Genomic DNA, 18,643 nt, shown 5'->3' on the forward strand with positions numbered 1-18,643 from the left:
CGCATGGGCACGTCCACGCTCTGGTGCGCGGGGGTGCGGTGCACGGTGCCCAGGCCGCCGGCCAGGGACGACGGCGGGGCGGGGCGCAGGAGGCGGGTCGGTTCCCGGGTCAGGACCGGGTTCTGCCAGGTCGGGAGGGTCGGGCCGAAGGCCGCGTCGCTGATCGGGCGCAGGGACGTGAGCGGCGGCGGGGGCAGCGTCGTCCAGGCAGGCCGGGACGGGGCGGCCTCCGAGGCCGGAGCCGGAGTCGGGCGGGCCGGGCGGCGGAAGGGGTTCCAGGGCATCAGGCACCCGCCCGGGTCACCAGGGAGGCGATCTCCCGGACGTAGCGGCGGCGGTCGGGGTGCTCCAGGTCCAGGATCTCCTCGCGGCTCCAGTGGAAGTGGAAGGCGATGTACGCGATCTCCTCATGGAGCCGGTCGGGCGCGTACGTCACGATTCCCCCAGGCGGCTCCCCGCGAGGTCGACCTCGAAGGTCTCCGCGCACGCGGGGCACGCCACGGCGGCGCGGGTGTGCCCCTCGGCGTTGATCTGGCGGTAGAAGTCCTGCAGGAACGCCAGGTCGGACGCGAACAGGTTCTCCACGACGCCGTCGTGGACGGCCGGGAGGTCGCCGAGGCGGGTGATGACCCGTCCCAGCAGGACGACCGAGAGGTACGGGGGGTTCTCCCGCACCCGGACGTCCTGCAGGGGGACGAGTTCGTCCTTGGCCGTGGCGAGCCGCATCGCGCCGCGCCTGTGCACGGTCCCGGACTCGTCGACGTAGCCGCGCGGGAGTTCGAACTCGAACTCGGTCCGCATCGGCCCGGCCGTTTCGACGGCGGGGGCGGAACGGCGCATTACTCGATGGTCAGTTCTTCGAAGGTGATGGTGACCTGCTCGGTGAGGGCCGAGGTGCCGCCCGCCTCCGGGTTGCTGGCCTCGATGCCGCTGCACCAGGCGTTGCGCATGTGGTACCGCTTCACCGGGCTGTTCTGGTAGTCCATCAGGATGATGGAGGCGTTCTTGCGGGCGCTGCCCATGTCGCCCTTGAGCGACGCGTTGATCCAGTCGTTGAACGCCTTGCTCTGCGTCATGCCGCGCGTGACGCTGCATTCGCCCGCCTGCGCGACGCCCGGCATCTTCTTCGTGACGGGCTTGCCCTGCGCCGAGTTCTGCTTGAACTCGATGACGTCCTGCCTCTGCGACAGGCCGCTGACGGACTGCAGGTACTCGACCATCACGCCGTCGATCTGCAGGCCGAAATTATGTGCCGCTACGGCGTCGCCACCGTCGAAGGTCATCGTTCGCTCTTTCCGTTGGGGAGGTGGGGGTTACTCTTCGAGTTCGCCGCCGCCGGAGATCTGCGCGAGGCGGAAGACCACGAATTCGGCGGGCTTCACCGGCGCGATGCCGATCTCGCAGACCACGCGGCCGAGGTCGACCGACTCGGCCGGGTTGGTCTCGGCGTCGCACTTGACGTAGAACGCCTCCTCGGGGCTGGCCCCGAACAGGGCGCCGTCCCGCCACTCGGTGACGAGGAACGCGGAGATGTTGCGCCGGATCCGTGCCCACAGCGCGTCGTCGTTCGGCTCGAACACCACCCACTGGGTGCCGATCAGGATCGACTCCTCCAGGTAGTTGAAGTAGCGCCGGACGTTCAGGTACCGCCACGCCGGGTCGGAGGAGAGGGTCCGGGCGCCCCACACGCGGACGCCGCGGCCGGGGAACGCGCGGATGCAGTTGACGCCGATCGGGTTCAGCAGATCCTGCTCGCCCTTGGTGACCTGGAGCCCGAGGTCCACGACGCCGCGGACGATCTCGTTCGCCGGTGCCTTGTGGACGCCGCGCTCGGCGTCGCTGCGCGCCCAGATGCCGGCGACGTGCCCGCTCGGCGGCATCAGCTGCGCCTTGCCGGACGACGGGTCGAACACCTTGATCCACGGGTAGTAGAGGGCGGCGTACTTGGAGTCGTACCCGGCGGTCTCCTGCCGCCAGTCGCGGACCTGCTTGGCGTTCAGCCCGGGCGGCGGGTCGATGATCGCGACGCGGTCGCCCATCAGCTCGCAGTGCGCGATCATGCCGAGCTGGACGGCCTTGACGCCCTCCATGTCGATCGCGCCGCGCTCGTAGGCGGCCATCAGGTCGGGGGCGCACACCATGGTGACGGCGTCCAGGGCCTCCAGCCCGCCGAAGCCGGTGCGGTCGGCGGCGTCGCCGAGGTAGTCGTCGGGGCCGATGCCGCGGCCGTCCGCCGTAGTCGGCACCGGCACGGGCGCGGGCTCCAGCTTCACCGTCTGGGCCTCCGGCCTGGCGAGCTGCCCCGCCGGGGCCGCCTCCTCGACGGAGATGAGCTTCGACCGCTCCTTGACCTGCGTGACGATGTAGGTGCGGGCCGCCTTTTTCGCCGACACGTGGAAGCTCTCGACGACGGTGTCGTCCACCTTGACGTTCAGGCGGAACCGGTCGCCCTTGTCGTCGGCGTCGACGTCGGCGACCTCGACGCTGATCTCGCCCGCGGTGCCGGACGGCAGCGCCGACACCCGGAACCCGCCGAGTTCGGCGGGCGCACCGGCGGCGAGCTGCCGCGGCATGGCCTTGGCGTCCGCGCCGTGCCCCGACGTCCCGCCGACGCGGATGACGTAGCAGGTGGTGCCGCCGTTGTTGAAGAACCCGTAGACCGCGTGCGCCAGGTAGTACCCGTCGGCGAACTCACCGAACGCGGCGACGTACTGCGACCAGTTGGTCACCAGCGTGGGCTCGTTCAGCGGCCCCTCGGGCGCGAACCCCACGAAGGCGGCGACGGACGTGCCGACACCCTCGATGGGACGCGACCCGCTGGCCACCTCCTCGACGTACACACCGGGCGACAGATATGTGGCCATGCGCGACAAACCCCCACAGAGCGATCAAGGTCTCACCAGCGTGCCGTCCGGCTCAGACCACCAAAACGTCGGAACGGACCTCCCCGGAGGCAGCCTTCCGCGCACATTCGTGCAACCGCCCGCCCCGCGGACGCCGGTTCCGGGGGCTCAGGACGCCATCTTCGACGCGATGCGGGCGACGGCGCCGTCGCGGTCGGCGCCCATCTTCTCCGCCTTCCAGTCGAGCCCGAGCGCCGCGACGATCGACAGCGCGCTCCCGGCCGGGATCTCCACGCCCGCGACCGGTGTGTCCCGCTCGCCCGCAGCGGAATCGCGGTCCTGCTCGTCGGCCAGTTCCCAGAGGGCGCCGGCGACCAGTTCGCGCTTGCCGGGGCCGAGCGGCTTCATGACGTTCAGGGTGGCGAGGATGCGTTCCCCCGTCGTCCGCTCGGTTCCGGTGTCGTCGAGCCGCGCCCGGTCCCAGCGCTTGCCGAAGTACTTGCTGGTCTTGTACGCGGCGACGGCGAGGCCGAGGGCCGCGCCGAGCCCGGCCAGCGCCCAGCCGAGCGGGGTGGCTGCGATCGCGGCCCCGGCGGCGAAGGCCGCGACCAGGGCGGCCACGCCGGCGAGGGCACCGGCGATGGAGCCGGCCGCGACGGTCGCCTTCTTGTGCTTGCCGCGCGCGTTCTTCTTGTGCGCGTACGCCGCGATGGCGGCGGTCAGCTCCGCGTCGCAGCGGCGCTTGGCCTCGGTGGCCTCGGCGATCCGGTCGGCGACGTTCTCGGTCTGCGCCAGCACGCGCTCCAGTTCGGCGCGCACGAGGTCGGCGGCCGGGTCGGCCGTCGCCGCGAAGGCGGTGTCGATCTCCGCCGCGAACCCGGTCATCGAGGCGGGTACCGGCGCGCCCGCGGGCTCGGGCCGGTTCGCCAGCTCGCGGGCCTCGGCCTCGACCTCGCCCCGCCATTCCCGCTGGGCCTGATAGAGCTCGACGAGCGCCCCGGCGAGGTCGCGGGAGTACATCAGCGTCCTGAGCTCGGAGTCGCCGGTGCCGCCCGCGCCGAGGACCTTCGCGAGCGCCTCGGCCCGCTCCCGCGCGTGGTGCGCCTTGCGGATGTAGCGTCCGCCCTGGATCAGCGAGGCGGGCAGGGTGAACGCGCCGCCGACACCGCCGGCCACGTCCGCCGCCCCGGACTCCGCGACCTTCAGCGCGCCGCCCGCGATGCCCACGGTGTTGCCGGTGAGGTTGAAACCGTCCTGCGCCGCGTCGCCGGCGGCCCCCTTCCAGGCCCGGCGGTGGTTGCGGTGGGCCGCTGTGCCCGCTTCGGCGGCCTTCATGCCGCGCCGTGCGCCGTGCATCGTCCGGGCGTCGGCGTAGAGCCCGGCGGCGGCCGCCCCGGCCCCGATGCCCGGTGCGCCGAGCCCTCCGCTGAGGGACGACGAGGTCGAGGCGTCCGAGTCGGCGAACTTGGAGCCGACGGACGCGGCCGTCCCCATCGCGGTCATCGCGCCGGACGGTTCGGCGGCGTCCTTGAGCGCCGTCGCCGCCTCGGTGCTGGAGAGCCGCTGGACGGCACCCGGCCCGGCGGGCGTCCCAGCGGGCGGTGCGGAGACGGGGGTGCCCGCCATGGCACGGCGGGCGGTGGCCTCGGCCTCGCGTTCGAAGCGGTCGGACGGGTCGCTGACCTTCAGCCCGGAGCCCGTGTCGGTGCCCGCGACCGGCCCGGACCGCTGCTGCACGACATGGGTGAGCTCATGGGCGAGCATCGTCCGCCCCGCCGTCGAGCCGGTGTCGTAGCGGCCGCGCTGGAAGACGATGTCGCTGCCCGTGGTGAACGCGTGCGCCTGCACGGACTCGGCCGCGGTGTGCGCGGCGTGGTCGGTGTGGACGCGGACGTCGGAGAAGTCCGCGCCGAGCCGCGCCTCCATGTCCGCGCGGACCGACGCCCCGAGCGGCGCGCCCGGACGGCTCAGCGCCTCGTGCACGGCGGACCGCTGCACCTCGTGGCCGCAGGACGGGCCGTGCTCGTGCCGTTCCGCCGCCGCCCCGGCCACGGCGGCGTTGCCCGCCGCGCGCTGGAGGGCGAGCATCTGCGCCGGCCCGAGACCGGCCAGCGTGCCGCGCGCGGCAGCGGCGGCGGCCCGGCCCGCGTGCGGTGCCCGCCGCCGGCTCGACCGCTCGCCCGCACCGGTGCGCCCGTTCTCGGTCACACGAGACTGCTCGAACATAGCCCCGAGCGTCCCGCCGCGGCGCCGGCCGCGCCAGAGCGGAGGGAGCACATCATCGGGCAGTACGGCCTGCGCGATCGGGCATCCTGGTCCATTCGGGCAGGACATGCTGCACGGGGTGCTGCTCGCTCGGACGTTTCCCGGAGAGGGGGACGCTCGTAGCGTCGGAGGGTGAGTATCTGGTCTTCGCTGGAACCGCGGTCCGCGACGGTCGATCCCGGGAAGCGCACGACGGTCGCGCTGCGCGTCCGCAACACCGGCGACCTCGTCGAGGAGTACCGGATCGGTGTCGCGGGCGACCCGGCGGTGTGGGCGCGGGTCGAGCCGGCCACGCTGCGGCTCTACCCCGGCACCACCGGGACCGCGGAGATCGTGTTCGCGCCGCCGCGCACGCCGGACGCGGCGGCGGGCGGGCATCCGTTCGCGGTCGAGGTGACGCCGACCGAGCAGCCCGGCGCGAAGGAGGTCGTCGAGGGCCACCTGACCATCACCCCGTTCACGGTGCTCCGGGCGGAGCTGGTGCCGCCGGTCGTGCGGGGCCGGTTCGGCGCCAAGCCGAAGGTCGCCGTGGACAACCTCGGCAACACCAAGGTCACCGCGTCGCTGAGCGGGAAGGACCCCGCCGGACGGCTGGGCGTCGAGCTGCACCCGGCGAACGTGCAGATCGAGCCGGGCCGGGCCGCCTGGGTGGACGGGCGGATCAAGCCCGGCGGCATCACCTGGTTCGGCCGGCGGGAGTCGCGCCCGTACACGGTGCACGTGCTGCGTTCCGGGCGCGAGCCGGTGGAGGTCGACGGCACCTTCGAGCAGGGCGCGATCATGCCGCGCTGGCTGCTCGGGACGGGCGCCTGCGTCCTGGCGATGGCGGTGGCGTTCACCGTCGCCTGGTTCGCGTTCCAGCCGAACTTCTCCTCGCGCGCGCGGGACGGCGCGATGAGCCCGATGGGCAACCCGCTGGCGCTGCCCAGCCAGCCGGAGCAGAAGGGGTCCCCGAGCCCGCCGGAGACTCCGACGGCCGCCCCGAGCAAGCCGGCCGGGCAGGCCGAGCCGAAGAAGAAGCGCAAGCCGCGCCCGCTGGGCGGGCCCGGGTCGATGCTGTTCTACCTGTCCGCGGGCGGGCCGTGGATGAACCCGCCGCCGCCCGGCGAGCAGGCCCAGACGTGGAGCGTCCCGCCCGGCCAGAGCTTCCCGGCGGTCGGGAAGGACTGGCCCAAGGGCGGCAACCCGGCGATACGCACGATCTACAACCTCAACGAGGTGCCGCGTCCGGGCAGCAGGCCGACCTTCGACTTCTACGTGCGGTCGCCGAGCGGGGCGACCGGCGTGACCGTGTCGGCGATGTTCCTCTGGCAGTTCGACGGGACCGAGGGCGCCCTCGACCGGCTGGACGTCTTCAAGCCGATCCGGCTGCGGGCGGACGGCGCCTGGCAGAAGTACACCGAGCTGGCCGGGCTCCAGTACTCGGCGGGGTCGGAGTACAAGCCGCTGACGTTGGGCCGGCTCGGGGTCGCGTTCTACGTCCGGTCGCCGGGCGGGCAGCCCGTCGAGGTCCGGACGAACGTCCCGCCGGGCGACAAGTACGTGTCCGCGCTCCGGATCCCCTACGTCACGCAGAAGTAGCCGCCGGCGGTGGTGGTCACCAGGTGCCGGGGAGCAGGCGGCCCATCTTGAGGTACTCGCGTTCGGCGCCGGTCAGCACGTCCGCCATCGAGACGGGACGCCCGGCGGCCGCCGCCAGGTAGGCGGCGGTCGTGGCGGCGCTGCGGATCGCGCCGCCCGCCAGCTCGAACTCGCGTGCGCACCGTGCCAGGTCGAGGTCGTCCCCGCACGGCAGCGGCGGCGCCAGGCAGTGCGCCCACAGCGCGCGGCGCTGCGCCGCGTCCGGGAACGGGAAGTCGACGATCACGTCGAGGCGGCGGGTGAACGCGTCGTCGATGTTGGCCCGCAGGTTGGTGGTGAGGATCGCGATCCCGTCGAACGATTCCAGCCGCTGCAGCAGGAAGGCGCTCTCCAGGTTGGCGTAGCGGTCGCGGGCGTCCTTCACCTCCGACCGCTTGCCGAACACCGCGTCGGCCTCGTCGAACAGCAGCACGGCGTCCAGCCGGTCGGCCTCGGTGAAGATGCGCTCGAGGTTCTTCTCGGTCTCCCCGACGTACTTGTCGACGACCGCCGACAGGTCCACCACGTACAGGTCGAGGCCCAGTTCGCCCGCGACGACCTCGGCCGCGAGGGTCTTGCCGGTACCGGACTCGCCCGCGAACAGCGCGACCACACCGCGGCCCCGCCCGCCGCCGGTGCGCAGCCCCCAGTCGCCGAGCACGCGGTGCCGGTGCCGGGCGCGCGCGACCAGCTCGCCGAGCCGCCCGGCCTCCTCCGGGGGCAGGACCAGGTCGTCCCAGCCGACCGCGGGGCTGACCCGGCGGGCGTGCCGCTGCAGGCCGACCGCGTTCTGCAGCCGCGCGCCCCGGTGCAGGTGCCGGGCCTCCGGCGGGACGCCCTCCAGCGCGGCGTAGTCGAGTGCCGCGCGGACGGCGCGCCGGATCTGGCCCCGGTCGAACCGGTACGGCGCGGTGGCCGCCGCCACGTCGAACGCGACGTCGGGCGGGAGTTCGGCCGCCCACGCGTCCGCCTCGGGCGGCGCCGCGAACTCCAGCACGAGCGGCTGCCGGCGGCTCCAGGCCGGGTCGTAGGGCACCACCCCGGTCAGCACGGCCGCGACCGCGCCCGCGCCCGCGTCGTCGGTGAAAGCGTCGGTGGAGGCGTCGGTGAAGGCGCGGACCTGGGTGCCCGTGGTGACGGGGCCCGCGACGATTCCGGCGGAGCGCAGGCGGGCCTCGCGGATCAGGGTCGGGATGAGGGCCTCGTCCAGGCGCGACAGGTCGGCCCGCAGCACCGGCCGTCCCGCGCCGCCGAGCACCGCCGCGCCCGGCGCCATGCCCGACCCCTGGCGCGTCTCCCGCAGGTACACCACGCGCCGCACGGGGGCCAGCGCCCGCAGCTCGGGCGGAACGGGCCCGCAAGCGTCCTCGACCTCGGTGACCGCGCCGGACAGCGCGGGATCGAGGTGGTCCCCGCCCAGCAGATGGTCGGTCACCCGGTCCGGTACGCGCAGGGCGCGGCCGAGGAACGGGCGGTCCTCGTCCTCCAGGACGACCAGGCCGCCCGCGAGCAGCGGCCCGGACGGGCCGAGCCGCGCGCGGGCCGCGGCCGACGCCGCCGGGCTTCCGCACAGGTCCAGGGCCAGGCCGACGGTCGCGCGGCGGCGGCTCACATCGTCGTTGAGGTAGCCGTACAGCGGTTCGAAGGAGCGGTCCACGTCGGGCGCGAGCGCGATCAGCAGAAGTTCGGCGTCGAACGCGTCCAGCCCGAAGCCGGCCGCGAGCCGCGCGAGGCGGGTGTCCCCGGCGCCGTCCTCGACCTCGCCCACCGCACGGTCGTGGGCGGCGTCGCGTCCGGGACGCGGGACGCCGAGTTCGGCGAGCCGCGCAGCCCCCTCCGGCGAGACGTACAGGCCCCGGAACGGGTCCTGCGCCGTAGGATCGGCGGCGGCCCTGTCCTCCACCAGGACGCGCACCCGCCGCCGCAGCAGCTCGATCCTGGCGAGGAGGTGCCCGGCCGAATCGGTCAACGCACCGCCCCGCGGTCCACGATCTCGCGGTCCACCGCCCCGCGATCCACCACAGTGACGTCGAGCCCCTCCACGGGAGGCCCGACCGGGTACTCCGGCGAGACCGGGAACGGCGCGGTCACGACGACGTCGAGGGACGGTTTCAGCTCCCCGCCCAGTGCCGACCACAGATCGGCGATGGCGCGCGACTCGACCGGCGGGACGGCGGCCGTCAGCGGGACCGGCGCGCCGAACCGCCGCAGCGTCCCGTCCGCCGGGAGGGACTCGCCGGGCAGGGTCTCGTTCCGCAGCAGGCAGGCCAGCACCGCCGACAGCAGCCGGTGCTCGTCCTCCGGGCGCTTGGTCCACGCGGTGACCAGGTACGACAGCCGGAAGTAGCGCGGCGGCTGGCGCCGCGTGGTCACCCTCCCGTCGGCGTCGCGGACCTGGAGCGGGCCCCGCTCGCGCCGCCCGGTGTCCTCCCGGACGTCGTACAGGTAGGCGTTCACGGCCGGGCCGTTGCGCTGCGCCGCCCACTCCCGCGTCGGCGCGTCGAACACCACCTTGACGTCGCTGCCGGCGAGCGCGCCGCCGTCCAGCAGCGCGCGCAGCGCCGCGTCCACCTCGTGGAGCATCAGATGTGCCCCTCACGGACGGCGTAGGCGACCAGGTGCGGGCGGTTCTTGAGCTGGTACCGCGTCATCATGGTGTGCAGGACGTTCTTCACCGTGCGCTCGGAGTAGGAGAGCTTCGCGGCGATGTCCGCGGTGTCGAACCCGTCGGCCACCAGCCGCAGCACCTCCTTCTCCCGCTCGGCCAGCCCGGCGGCGGTGAAGCCGTGCTCGCGCAGCGCGCCGCGCTGCAGTCGGCGCACCTGCTTCAGCAGCCGGCCGAGCAGGTCCGGGGGCAGGTCGCCGTTGCCGCGCGCGGCGGACTCGATCGCCCGCGCGATGCCGTCCGGCGTCGCCTCCTGCCGCCACAGGATCGCCACCACCCCGTGCTCGACGACCTCCAGCAGCTCGGCCTCCTTGATCCGCCCGGCGATCAGCACCCGGCGGGACCGGCCGGCGCGCCGCAGCATCGCCAGCGCGGTGTCGTCGACGCCGTCGGCGACCACCACCGTCACCTGGGCCTCGGCGGTCCCGACCAGCACCAGTTCCGGACGCCCGCGCAGCCCGCCGGTCACCCCGGCCAGCGAGATCGGATCGGCCGCCTCGACCGCGACGGGGATGCGCATCGTCGTCGTCATCTCACTCACCCGCCGCATCGGAGACCGCGGCGGAACGCTCCTCCGCGGCCCCCTCCCCGGCGGACCGCGCTTCGGACGACCCGGCCTCGGACGACCCGGTCTCGGAGGACCGCGCCTCCGGTGGCACCGCCAGCGCGCCGCCGGACCGCACCGGCCAGGTCGTGCGCGCGCCGGGCACCCGGCCGACCGCGATCACCGCGCAGCCCGCCGGGACGTTCGCGGGCACCGCGCGCCCGTCGTCGACGAACACCACCCGGGCGCGCTCCTCGCCGTCCCCCACGTCGGCGTCGCCCAGGCCGGCGGTGGACCCGCCGAAGCCGACCATGCGGATCCGGACGCCGTCCGACCAGGGGCTGTTGCCCAGCAGCCCGGACAGCGCCCGCACCGCACGGCGCGCGTTGCCGCGGGTCCCGTCCAGCGCGATCGGCCCGGGCGTCTCGGCGAGGTTCACCCAGGTGTCGGGCCGCACGGCCACCAGCAGCGGGAACGGGCGGTGCGGGCCGATGTCGTCGGTCAGCTCGGTGATGTCGGACGCGGCGAGCGTCCAGCGGTCGCCGTCGGCACGCCAGGGCTGCGGCGCGTCGGCGTCGGGCGCGGCGAGCACGAGGGTGAGGGCGGTGTCCGCAAGCAGGACGGTGCGGACGGCGGGCACCTCGCGGTGCTCCTGCTCGCAGTCCACCGCCAGCAGCCGCAGCGCGCGGTCGACCCGGCGGGTGGCCTCGGGGTCGGCGCCCGGCGCCACGGCCCTCTGCTTCGGCTCCCGGCGGGCGGACGCGCCCCGGCGCCGGACGAAGATCCCCGCCACCGCGAGCGCGGCGAGCAGCGCGATGACACCGGCGCCCACGCCGATGACGATCAGCGCCCCGGTGCCGAGCCCGCCCTTGTCGTCGGACGTGGCGCTCACCGGCCGCGCCGGGTGCGTCCCGGCCAGTTCGGGCAGCGCGACCGCCGGGGTCGGCTCGTCCAGCTCCGGCAGGGTGCCCGTGGGCGTCGCGTCCGGTGCCGGCACCTGGGACGGCGCGCTGACCTTGGCCTTGGCGGACGGCGACTTCGACACCTTCGGCTTCCCGCTGGACGCGCCCTCCTCCTCCTGCTGCTTCGGCGTGCGTTTCGGGGCGGCCTGCTGGGCGGGCGCGGAGCCCCCGCACGCGGCGGCGCGCCCGGGACGCATCCGGATCGAGGTCACCTTGTCGCTCGGCAGCTGGTTCGTGCTGGAGTTGGGCGGCAGGCACAGCATCGGCTTCTGGAAGCCCGCGTCCTCGTACAGGCCCATGTAGGACGACGTCCGGTTGATCACGGAGTCCGCCCGGTCGTTGAGGCCGCCGTACTGGCCGATCAGCTCGACGTCCGCGCCCGGGTTGTTGGTGCCGATCAGCAGGCCCTGCAGGCCGGGATCGGCGTACAGGCACCACCAGCCCGCGTTGTCGCGGCACTCGCCCGCGTGCGCGGGCGGCGCGGTGAGCGGTGTCAGCGCGGTCACGGCCACGAGAACGGCGCCGGCCAGCACCCCCGCCTTCCCCCGAAGGCCGATCATCGGTCTCTCCTCCTGCTTTTCTCGCCCAAAAGGGATCACCGTGCGAACGACACCCGGGTGATCATCTAGCGGATGGCAACCCTAGGGGGACCCGATAACCAACGGATCATCGTTCGATCAACGCCGCAGGCCACGCCCGGCTTCACGGGCGGGGGACCCCGCCGAGGCGCGCGCCGCCATCCAGATCGGCATCATCATCGGCGGCGCGGACGGCAACTTCGACAGCAGCGAGAAGGCCGCCGTCCGGGAGGCGTGCTTCGCGGTCGGCGGAGGGCGAGCAGCGGCAGCAGGGACGATGCGATGACGTGATCGAGCTGGAGGGTCGCGGCGGTCAGCGAGCCGGAGACGACGCTCGGCCGAGCACCGTGCCGAGCGTCGGCATGATGACCAGGGGCAGGAAGGTGAACCAGTTCACCCGTCGCCTTCCGGGCGGTCGAGGAACTCGCGCAGCTTGCGCGCCTCCTCGACGCTCAGCGACCGCGCGAACCGGTGCAACACGCTGCCCGGATCGCCGGCCGGCCGCGCCCGCAGCTCGGCCGTGCCGGCCGGACCGCCCGCGCCGGCCAGCGCCGCCGGGACCTCGGCCTCCGGCGCCCCAGCGGCCTGCGCGTCACCGGCCTCACCCGCCTTTTCGGAGGACGTCCGGTTCCAGGTAGACCAGGCGGGCGATCGGCACCGCCGCACGGATCCGCGCCTCCGCGTCGTTGATCGCGTCGGCGACCTCGCGGGCGTCGTCCTGCAGGTCCACGGCGATCTTCGCGGCGACGAGCAGCTCGTCCGGCCCGAGGTGCATGGTGCGCATGTGGATGACCGCGGGGACGTCGCGGCTCGCCACGATCGCCTCCCGGATCAGCCGCACGTGCTCCGGCCCCGCCGACTCGCCGATGAGCAGGCTCTTCACCTCGGTGGCCAGCACGATCGCGATGGCGGTGAGCAGCACGCCGATGGCGGCGGTGCCGATCCCGTCCCAGACCCCGTTGCCGGTGATGAGCGTCAGGCCCACACCGCCGAGCGCGAACACGAGGCCGGCGAGCGCGCCGGTGTCCTCCAGCAGGATCACCGGCAGCTCCGGCGACTTGGACCGCCGGACGAACTGCACCCAGCTGGACGTCCCCCGGCTGCGGTTCGACTCCTTGACCGCCGTGCGCAGCGCCGTCCCCTCCAGGGCGATCGCGACCAGCAGCACCGCGATCGGCACCCACTGCCACGTGTCGATCGGATGCGGGTCGCGGATCTTGTGCCACGCCTCGTACAGCGCGAACAGGCCGCCCAGGCTGAACAGCACGATCGCGACCAGGAACGCGTAGATGTAGCGCTCGCGCCCGTACCCGAACGGGTGCTCCTCGGTGGCGCGCCGCTCCGCGCGCTTCCCGCCGATCAGCAGCAGCGCCTGGTTGCTGGAGTCGGCGACCGAGTGAATCGCCTCGGCCAGCATCGAGGACGAGCCGGTCAGCGCGAACGCCACGAACTTGGTGACCGCGATCCCGAGGTTCGCGCCCAGCGCGGTCAGAACGGCCCTGGTACTTCCTTCGGCGCTCACGTACTCCCCCGCCGCCGTCCGGTCGTGTGCGCCGCTCGGACGCATCCGTCGAAACTGCACTTGTAGCAGACCGGAGACGCCCACGGGAGATGGCGCCCGGGCGCTCGCGGCACGCCGGAATTAGAAGGGGAAGTCGCGGTCCTGGTCGCGGGTGGTGATCCATTGGAGTTCGCAGAACTCGTCGGCGGCGAAGCCGAGGCCGAAGCGGCCCCAGCCGGTGTCCTTGACGCCGCCGAAGGGCATCTGCGGCTCGTCGTTGACGGGCTGGTCGTTGACGTGGACGATGCCGACGTCGAGCGCGGAGGCCAGCCGGAGGCCGCGTGGGCGGTCGCCGGTGATGACCGAGGCGACGAGGCCGAAGTCGGAGGCGTTGGCGCGGGCGATGGCCTCCTCGGCCGAGTCGACCGCCTCCAGGACGACGACCGGCCCGAACGTCTCGCCCTGTGCGATCTCGGCCTCGTCCGGGACGTCGGCGAGGACGGTCGCCGGGTAGCAGGGCGGCTCGGGGACGCCGCCGGCGAGGACGCGGGCGCCGAGCCCGACGGCCTCCTGGACGCGGCGGTCGATGAGGGCGAGCGCCCACTCGTTGATCACCGGTCCGATGACGGTGGCCGGGTCGGACGGGTCGCCCGCCGGCAGCGCCGATGCCCTGGCCGCGAACCGCTCGGCGAACTCCTCGGCCAGCGGGCGCTCCACGTAGACGCGGCGGGCGCACATGCAGACCTGCCCCTGGTGGACGAAGGCGCCGTAGGTGGCGGCGTCCACGGCGTAGTCGAGGTCGGCGTCGGCCGCGACGATCAGCGGGTTCTGGCCGCTGAGCTGGAGCACCATCCGCTTCAGGTGGCGGCCGGCCTTCTCGGCGAGGCGGCGGCCGGTCGCCGTGGAGCCGGTGAAGTTGATCCGCTTGACGAGCGGGTCGGCCAGCAGCGCGTCGGCGATGCCGCCCGCTTCGCCGGGGGCGTGCGTGACGACGTTGAGGGCGCCGGGCGGCAGACCCGCCTCCTGCAGGATCTCCGCCCAGAGCGCGCCGCCGGTGTACGGGGAGTCCTCGGACGGTTTCAGCACGACCGTGTTGCCGAGCGCGAGCGGGCCGATGATCCCGCGTCCGGCGAGGGTCAGGGAGGCGTTCCACGGCGTGATCGCCGCGACCACGCCGACGGGGCGGCGGACGGCCATCGCGGTGGTGCCCGCGACGTCCGACGGCAGCAGTTCTCCCGCCGGCCGGTAGGCGAGCTGCGCGGCCTGGCGCAGCAGCCTGATCGCGAAGCCGAGCTGGACGCCGCCGAAGCCGGCGCCGCAGCCGGTCTCGGCGGCGAGGGCGGCGAGCACCTCGTCGCCGCGGCGCTCCAGGACGTCGGCCGCGCGCAGGAACACGAGCTGGCGCTCGTGCGGCAGCGTCCGCGCCCAGCCGTCGAACGCCGCGTGCGCGGCGGCCACGGCCCGGTCGGCGTCCTCGATGTCGCCGGCGGCGACCTCGCTGAGCGTCTCGCCCGACCACGGCGAGAGGTTCAGGTACGAGCGCCCTGAGGCGGAGTCGCCCCACTCTCCGCCGATGAAGTGTCCGACGCGCGGCTTGCGCCAATCCGCCATGGGGCCCGGTTCTCCTCGCTCGCGTCGTCGTCCTACGGCCCTAGAAGATTGCCATCGCGGGTCCGGCGGTCAAAAACGTTCGAATACCTGGAACGGTCAAGCCATACTCTGACCACTGTGACCGATGAAGACTCCCCGAGGCGGCGTCCCCGCCCCGCCACCGATCCCTCCTTCTCCGCATCGCTGGACCGCGGGCTGCGCATCCTGTCCGCCTTCACCGGCGATCGCTCGGTGCTGGGCATCGCCGACCTCGCGCGGGCGGTGGCGCTCACCAAGAGCACCACGCACCGCTACGTCGCCACGCTCACCAAGCTGGAGTACCTCCAGCAGGACCCGGAGACCAAGAAGTACTCGCTCGGCCCGCGCGCGGTGGACCTCGGGTTCGCCGCGATCGACTCGATGGAGCTGACCGGCATCGCCGGCCCCCCGCTGCAGACCCTGGCGGACGAGACCGGCTACACGGCCAGCATGGGCCTGAGCGACGGCCTCGACGTCGTCTACGTCGACCGGAGGCGAAGCGGACGGCGCAGCTCGCTGGCCATGGACCTCAACCTCCACATCGGGTCGCGCCTCCCGGCCTACTGCACGTCGATGGGGAAGGTCCTGCTGGCGTACAAGGATGCGGCGGAGCTGCGGCAGCTCCTCGACCGCACCGACATGGCGCGCCGGGGGCCGAAGACGATCACCAACCGGGAGCAGCTCATGGCGGCGCTCGCCCGGGTGCGGCAGACCGGCGTCGCGGTCAACGACGAGGAGCTCGCGCCCGGCCTGCGGTCGTTCGCCGCGCCGGTGCGCGACCGCTCCGGCTCGGTGATCGCGGCGGTCAACGTGGCCGTCCACCTGACGGTCGCGCCCGCATCGGTGGACGCGCTGGCGGGACGCGTCGAGCCGCCGCTGCGGCGCGCCGCCGCGGAGATCTCCCGGCGGCTCGGCCATCGCCCCACGTCAGAGTCGCGTTCCAAATAACAAAGTCGCGTTCGAACTCTCGGAACACCCTGTTGCTCCCCTGGTCACGGGCCCGTACGGTCGCCTCAACTTTCCGCCGTCCGGGCCGTGACCTCCTCGGCCGCGTGGCGGTCGCCAGTTTCCCGAGCTACCGAGGCGTTCCCCCCGAGGACGGGTCGGCCCCTGCCGTGCGAACGCCGCGGCGACAAGGAGTTCAGCGTGAGCGAGATCTCGGCACGCGGTGTGAACCGCCGTTCCTTCCTCAAGACGGCCGCGATCCTCGGCGGCGGCGCGCCGCTGCTGAGCGCGTGCGGCGGGCTGAAGGGCACCGGCGGCTCGTCCTCGGACGTCCTCAAGATCGGCTACGTCAGCCCGCAGACGGGCCCGCTCGCCGGGTTCGCCACCGCCGACAACTTCGTCGTCCAGCAGATCCAGAACGCGCTGAAGGGCGGCTTCACCTCCGGCGGCAAGAAGCGCCGGATCGAGATCGTCGTCAAGGACACCCAGTCCAACTCCAACCGCGCCACCGAGGTCACCCGGGAGCTCATCAACAGCGACAAGGTCGACCTGATCGTCGGCTCGTCCACCCCGGACACCACCAACCCCGTCGCCGACCAGTGCGAGGCCAACGGCATCCCGAACGTCACCACGATCGCCCCCTGGGAGGCGTGGTTCCACGGCCGCAACGGCAAGGACGGCGAGGGCTTCAAGTACACGACGCTGTTCTTCTTCGGCATGCAGGAGTTCGCTGACTGCTTCTTCCCCATGTGGGAGCGCATGGACGTCTCCAACAAGAACGTCGCGTCGCTGTGGCCCAACGACACCGACGCCAACGCCTTCCGCCAAGGCCTCGGCCCGATGATGAAGAAGGCCGGCTACAACCCGGTCGACGGCGGCGCCTACCAGAACGGCGCGACCGACTTCACCGCGCAGATCGCGAAGTTCAAGGACTCGGGCGCCGAGCTGTTCACCTGCACGCCGATCCCGCCCGACTTCCAGACGTTCTGGAAGCAGTCCCGGCAGCAGGGCTTCAAGCCGAAGCTGGCGACGGTCGCCAAGGTCATGCTGTTCCCGTCCGAGGCCGAGGCGCTCGGGCAGCTCACCGACAACATCGCCACCGACTTCTGGTGGAGCCCGGCGCACCCGTACAAGTCGGTCCTGGACGGCCGGAGCGCCAAGCAGCTCGCCGACGACTTCGCCGCCTCCACCGGCAAGCAGTGGACGCAGGCGCTCGGCTCGGTGTACTCGCTGTTCGAGATCGCCGTGCAGGCGTTCAAGGACGCGAGCGACCCGAAGGACCGCGACGAGGTCGCCTCGAAGCTGCGCACCATGAAGATCGAGTGCATGAGCGGGAAGCTCGACTTCACCGCCGGCCCGCAGCCCGGCATCGCGATCCAGCACCCGGTCGGCGGCCAGTGGCGCAAGGGTGACAAGTTCCCCTGGGACGTCGTCATCGTCGACAACTCGGCCAACAAGGACGTCCCGATCGGCGGCGACCTCAAGCCCACCAACGCGTGATGACCCGGCAACCGGCCGCAGAGCCGCTTCTCCACCTCGACGGGATCACCAAGAGCTTCGGCCGGGTGACCGTCGCCAAGGACCTGACGCTGCGCGTCGAGCCGGGCGAGGCGCTCGGGATCGTCGGGCCGAACGGGGCCGGCAAGTCCAGCCTGTTCGCGATGATCTCGGGCGACCTGCGCCCGGACGCCGGCGCGGTGCGGTTCGGCGGACGGGACGTCACCGGCGTCCCGCCGCACGCCCGCACCCGCGCCGGCGTCGGCCGCACCTACCAGGTGCCGCGCCCGTTCGAGGACCTCACCGCGTTCGAGAACGTGCTGGTCTGCGCGTACCAGGGCGCGGGGCTCAAGGGCCGGAAGGCGCAGGAGCACGCCATGGAGGTGCTGGAGCGCACCGGTCTCGCCGACCTCGCCAACACCCCGGGCGGGCGGCTCACCCTGCTCCAGCGCAAGCGGCTGGAGGTGGCCCGCGGCCTCGCCACCGACCCGCGGCTGCTGCTGCTGGACGAGGTCGCCGGCGGGCTGACCGAGCCGGAGGTGCTGGAGCTCGTCGAGATCATCAAGGACCTGCACGCGGGCGGCCTCGGCATCGTCTGGATCGAGCACGTCGTCCACGCGCTGGTGAAGACCGTCGGCCGGATGGTGTGCCTGGCGGGCGGCGACCTCGTCGCCGACGGCGCGCCGATGGACGTGCTGGCCGACGCGAAGGTGCGCGAGCTGTACCTGGGCGGCGGCCCCGAGACCGGCCTGCCCGACGAGGACACCGGCCTGCCCGGCGAGGACACCGGCCTGCCCGGCGAGGAAGGGGGCGAGGGCTCGTGACGCTGCTGTCGGTCCGCGACCTCACCGTCCACCACGGCCAGCTGCGCGCGGTGGACGCGCTCAGCCTGGACGTCGCGAAGGGCGAGGTCCTGGCGATCATCGGGGCGAACGGCGCGGGCAAGTCGACGCTGCTGCGCGCCCTCGCCGGGCTGAACCTGCCGACGTCGGGCTCCGTCCGGCTCGACGGCCGCGACATCACGCGGCTGCCCGCGCACAAGCGGGTGGCGGCGGGCGTCGCCCTCGTCCCGGAGGGGCGGCGGCTGTTCCACTCCCTCACCGTGGAGGAGAACCTGCTCGCGGGCGCCTACCGCAAGCGCCCCGGGCCGTGGACGGTCGCCGCCGTCCACGAGCTGTTCCCGTGGATGGCCGACCGGCGCGGGCAGAACGCGTCCCAGCTGTCGGGCGGCGAGCAGCAGGCGGTGGCCATCGGCCGTGCGCTGCTGTCCAACCCGGACCTGCTGCTCATCGACGAGCTGTCGCTCGGCCTCGCCCCGGTCATCGTCCGCCGGATCTACGAGATCCTCCCGGACATCGTGGGCGCCGGCACCACCGCGCTGATCGTCGAGCAGGACGTCTCGCAGGCCATGCGGGTCGCCGACCACGTGCACTGCCTGCTCGAAGGCCGGTCGGTGCTGCGGGGACGGCCCGCCGACCTGACGGCGGAGCAGGTCGAGCACGCCTACTTCGGCATCGGCGCCGGCACGGACGCGAGCACCGACACCGACACCGACACGGGAGCGGCGCTCGCCGGCCAGGAAGGACACGACTGA

At 73.5% G+C, this 18,643-nt stretch carries 18 protein-coding genes and 1 pseudogene; 6 read left to right on the forward strand and 13 right to left on the reverse strand.

Annotation, left to right across the window (positions count from 1 at the left end; translation table 11 throughout):
* The 6 genes and pseudogenes from E1284_RS04875 to E1284_RS04895 all read right to left on the reverse strand — a co-directional run.
* Nucleotides 1-284, reverse strand: a pseudogene (locus E1284_RS04875) (hypothetical protein); the annotation flags it as partial.
* Nucleotides 284-436 (reverse strand): DUF6760 family protein, encoded by a 153-nt coding sequence (locus E1284_RS41210; protein ID WP_165965127.1) that lies wholly within the window; start codon nt 434-436, stop codon nt 284-286. The gene E1284_RS41210 and the pseudogene E1284_RS04875, both read right to left, overlap by 1 nt.
* Nucleotides 433-840 carry a hypothetical protein gene (locus tag E1284_RS04880; RefSeq protein WP_131937492.1) on the reverse strand — a complete coding sequence of 136 codons (408 nt, stop codon included), beginning with the start codon at nt 838-840 and terminating at the stop codon, nt 433-435. The genes E1284_RS41210 and E1284_RS04880 overlap by 4 nt, the downstream gene beginning before the upstream one ends.
* On the reverse strand, nt 840-1,283 hold the full coding sequence (locus tag E1284_RS04885; protein ID WP_131937494.1) for a phage tail protein: 444 nt from the start codon (nt 1,281-1,283) through the stop codon (nt 840-842). Before E1284_RS04885 ends, E1284_RS04880 begins: the two co-directional genes overlap by 1 nt.
* A 30-nt stretch (nt 1,284-1,313) precedes the next feature.
* Nucleotides 1,314-2,864: a phage tail sheath family protein gene (locus E1284_RS04890; protein WP_131937496.1), complete on the reverse strand. Its 1,551-nt coding sequence runs from the start codon at nt 2,862-2,864 to the stop codon at nt 1,314-1,316.
* A 147-nt stretch (nt 2,865-3,011) separates the two neighbouring features.
* Nucleotides 3,012-5,051: an eCIS core domain-containing protein gene (locus E1284_RS04895; RefSeq protein ID WP_207923568.1), complete on the reverse strand. Its 2,040-nt coding sequence runs from the start codon at nt 5,049-5,051 to the stop codon at nt 3,012-3,014.
* Between the two features lie 189 nt (nt 5,052-5,240).
* Here E1284_RS04895 and E1284_RS04900 point away from each other — a divergent pair, with 189 nt between their 5' ends.
* Nucleotides 5,241-6,689, forward strand: a complete 1,449-nt coding sequence (locus E1284_RS04900; RefSeq protein ID WP_131937500.1) for a COG1470 family protein — start codon at nt 5,241-5,243, stop codon at nt 6,687-6,689.
* A gap of 16 nt (nt 6,690-6,705) precedes the next feature.
* Here E1284_RS04900 and E1284_RS04905 read toward each other — a convergent pair whose 3' ends face one another.
* The 4 genes from E1284_RS04905 to E1284_RS04920 are packed head-to-tail and all read right to left on the reverse strand — an operon-like array spanning nt 6,706 to nt 11,459.
* Entirely contained in the window at nt 6,706-8,697 is a 1,992-nt protein-coding gene (locus E1284_RS04905) for an ATP-binding protein (RefSeq protein WP_131937502.1), read from the reverse strand.
* Nucleotides 8,694-9,311 carry a Pvc16 family protein gene (locus E1284_RS04910; protein ID WP_131937503.1) on the reverse strand — a complete coding sequence of 206 codons (618 nt, stop codon included), beginning with the start codon at nt 9,309-9,311 and terminating at the stop codon, nt 8,694-8,696. Before E1284_RS04910 ends, E1284_RS04905 begins: the two co-directional genes overlap by 4 nt.
* Nucleotides 9,311-9,925: a helix-turn-helix transcriptional regulator gene (locus E1284_RS04915; RefSeq protein ID WP_165965130.1), complete on the reverse strand. Its 615-nt coding sequence runs from the start codon at nt 9,923-9,925 to the stop codon at nt 9,311-9,313. The genes E1284_RS04910 and E1284_RS04915 overlap by 1 nt, the downstream gene beginning before the upstream one ends.
* A gap of 1 nt (nt 9,926) precedes the next feature.
* Nucleotides 9,927-11,459 (reverse strand): peptidase inhibitor family I36 protein, encoded by a 1,533-nt coding sequence (locus E1284_RS04920; protein ID WP_131937504.1) that lies wholly within the window; start codon nt 11,457-11,459, stop codon nt 9,927-9,929.
* A 94-nt stretch (nt 11,460-11,553) separates the two neighbouring features.
* On the opposite strand from E1284_RS04920, the gene E1284_RS43590 reads away from it, so the two are divergent.
* On the forward strand, nt 11,554-11,763 hold the full coding sequence (locus E1284_RS43590; protein WP_279433022.1) for a TerB family tellurite resistance protein: 210 nt from the start codon (nt 11,554-11,556) through the stop codon (nt 11,761-11,763).
* 107 nt (nt 11,764-11,870) lie between these two features.
* On the opposite strand, the gene E1284_RS04930 is transcribed toward E1284_RS43590, so the two are convergent.
* From E1284_RS04930 to E1284_RS04940, 3 genes are all read right to left on the reverse strand, one after another.
* Entirely contained in the window at nt 11,871-12,143 is a 273-nt protein-coding gene (locus tag E1284_RS04930) for a hypothetical protein (protein WP_131937506.1), read from the reverse strand.
* On the reverse strand, nt 12,079-12,999 hold the full coding sequence (locus E1284_RS04935) for a cation diffusion facilitator family transporter (RefSeq protein WP_131937508.1): 921 nt from the start codon (nt 12,997-12,999) through the stop codon (nt 12,079-12,081). The genes E1284_RS04930 and E1284_RS04935 overlap by 65 nt, the downstream gene beginning before the upstream one ends.
* 120 nt (nt 13,000-13,119) lie before the next feature.
* Entirely contained in the window at nt 13,120-14,589 is a 1,470-nt protein-coding gene (locus E1284_RS04940; protein ID WP_131937510.1) for an aldehyde dehydrogenase family protein, read from the reverse strand.
* A gap of 117 nt (nt 14,590-14,706) precedes the next feature.
* Between E1284_RS04940 and E1284_RS04945 the strand changes: the two genes are divergently transcribed.
* The 4 genes from E1284_RS04945 (at nt 14,707) to E1284_RS04960 (ending at nt 18,643) form a co-directional block, all read left to right on the forward strand.
* Entirely contained in the window at nt 14,707-15,555 is an 849-nt protein-coding gene (locus E1284_RS04945) for an IclR family transcriptional regulator (protein WP_243714256.1), read from the forward strand.
* Nucleotides 15,556-15,753: 198 nt separating this feature from the next.
* Nucleotides 15,754-17,052, forward strand: a complete 1,299-nt coding sequence (locus E1284_RS04950) for an ABC transporter substrate-binding protein (RefSeq protein ID WP_165965128.1) — start codon at nt 15,754-15,756, stop codon at nt 17,050-17,052.
* Complete coding sequence (locus E1284_RS04955; protein ID WP_131937514.1) at nt 17,052-17,873, forward strand: ABC transporter ATP-binding protein; 822 nt, start codon at nt 17,052-17,054, stop codon at nt 17,871-17,873. Before E1284_RS04950 ends, E1284_RS04955 begins: the two co-directional genes overlap by 1 nt.
* Nucleotides 17,870-18,643 carry an ABC transporter ATP-binding protein gene (locus E1284_RS04960; protein WP_131937516.1) on the forward strand — a complete coding sequence of 258 codons (774 nt, stop codon included), beginning with the start codon at nt 17,870-17,872 and terminating at the stop codon, nt 18,641-18,643. The genes E1284_RS04955 and E1284_RS04960 overlap by 4 nt, the downstream gene beginning before the upstream one ends.

Origin of the sequence: Actinomadura bangladeshensis, assembly GCF_004348335.1 — a bacterium.
Classification (GTDB): domain Bacteria; phylum Actinomycetota; class Actinomycetes; order Streptosporangiales; family Streptosporangiaceae; genus Spirillospora; species Spirillospora bangladeshensis.

Bases quoted from the DNA above. Each gene is read 5' to 3' on its own strand.
- E1284_RS04890 (WP_131937496.1), bottom strand. From the start codon at position 2,864: ATGGCCACATATCTGTCGCCCGGTGTGTACGTCGAGGAGGTGGCCAGC.
- E1284_RS04885 (WP_131937494.1), bottom strand. From the start codon at position 1,283: ATGACCTTCGACGGTGGCGACGCCGTAGCGGCACATAATTTCGGCCTG.
- E1284_RS04920 (WP_131937504.1), bottom strand. From the start codon at position 11,459: ATGATCGGCCTTCGGGGGAAGGCGGGGGTGCTGGCCGGCGCCGTTCTC.
- E1284_RS04955 (WP_131937514.1), top strand. From the start codon at position 17,052: ATGACCCGGCAACCGGCCGCAGAGCCGCTTCTCCACCTCGACGGGATC.
- E1284_RS04910 (WP_131937503.1), bottom strand. From the start codon at position 9,311: ATGCTCCACGAGGTGGACGCGGCGCTGCGCGCGCTGCTGGACGGCGGC.
- E1284_RS04880 (WP_131937492.1), bottom strand. From the start codon at position 840: ATGCGCCGTTCCGCCCCCGCCGTCGAAACGGCCGGGCCGATGCGGACC.
- E1284_RS04915 (WP_165965130.1), bottom strand. From the start codon at position 9,925: ATGACGACGACGATGCGCATCCCCGTCGCGGTCGAGGCGGCCGATCCG.
- E1284_RS04940 (WP_131937510.1), bottom strand. From the start codon at position 14,589: ATGGCGGATTGGCGCAAGCCGCGCGTCGGACACTTCATCGGCGGAGAG.